This window comes from Bacillus sp. 7884-1, from assembly GCF_002272245.1.
In the GTDB taxonomy this organism is placed as follows: domain Bacteria; phylum Bacillota; class Bacilli; order Bacillales; family Cytobacillaceae; genus Neobacillus.
The window spans coordinates 1-272 of sequence record NZ_NPDD01000373.1; the positions used below are offsets into that span (position 1 = coordinate 1).

Below are 272 nucleotides of genomic sequence, written 5' to 3' on the forward strand. Positions count from 1 at the left end.
TTAAGGACATTAACTAGTTTGTCCAACATTTAATAAAAATATAAGTGGTGGAGGGGGACGGATTCGAACCGCCGAACCCGGAGGGAGCGGATTTACAGTCCGCCGCGTTTAGCCACTTCGCTACCCCTCCACTTAAAAAAGTGGTGCCGGCGAGAGGACTTGAACCCCCAACCTACTGATTACAAGTCAGTTGCTCTACCAATTGAGCTACCCCGGCATAAATTAAATAAAATCTTCAGCTTGTGAAAAAATTATGGTTATTTTGCTATCGC

General features: G+C 44.9%; 2 tRNA genes. Both read right to left on the minus strand.

Annotation, left to right across the window (positions count from 1 at the left end):
- Positions 1 to 45: 45 nt before the first annotated feature.
- A tRNA-Tyr gene (locus tag CHI06_RS29190) sits at positions 46 to 130 on the minus strand.
- A gap of 11 nt (positions 131 to 141) precedes the next feature.
- Positions 142 to 217, minus strand: a tRNA-Thr gene (locus CHI06_RS29195).
- Between the last annotated feature and the right edge of the window lie 55 nt (positions 218 to 272).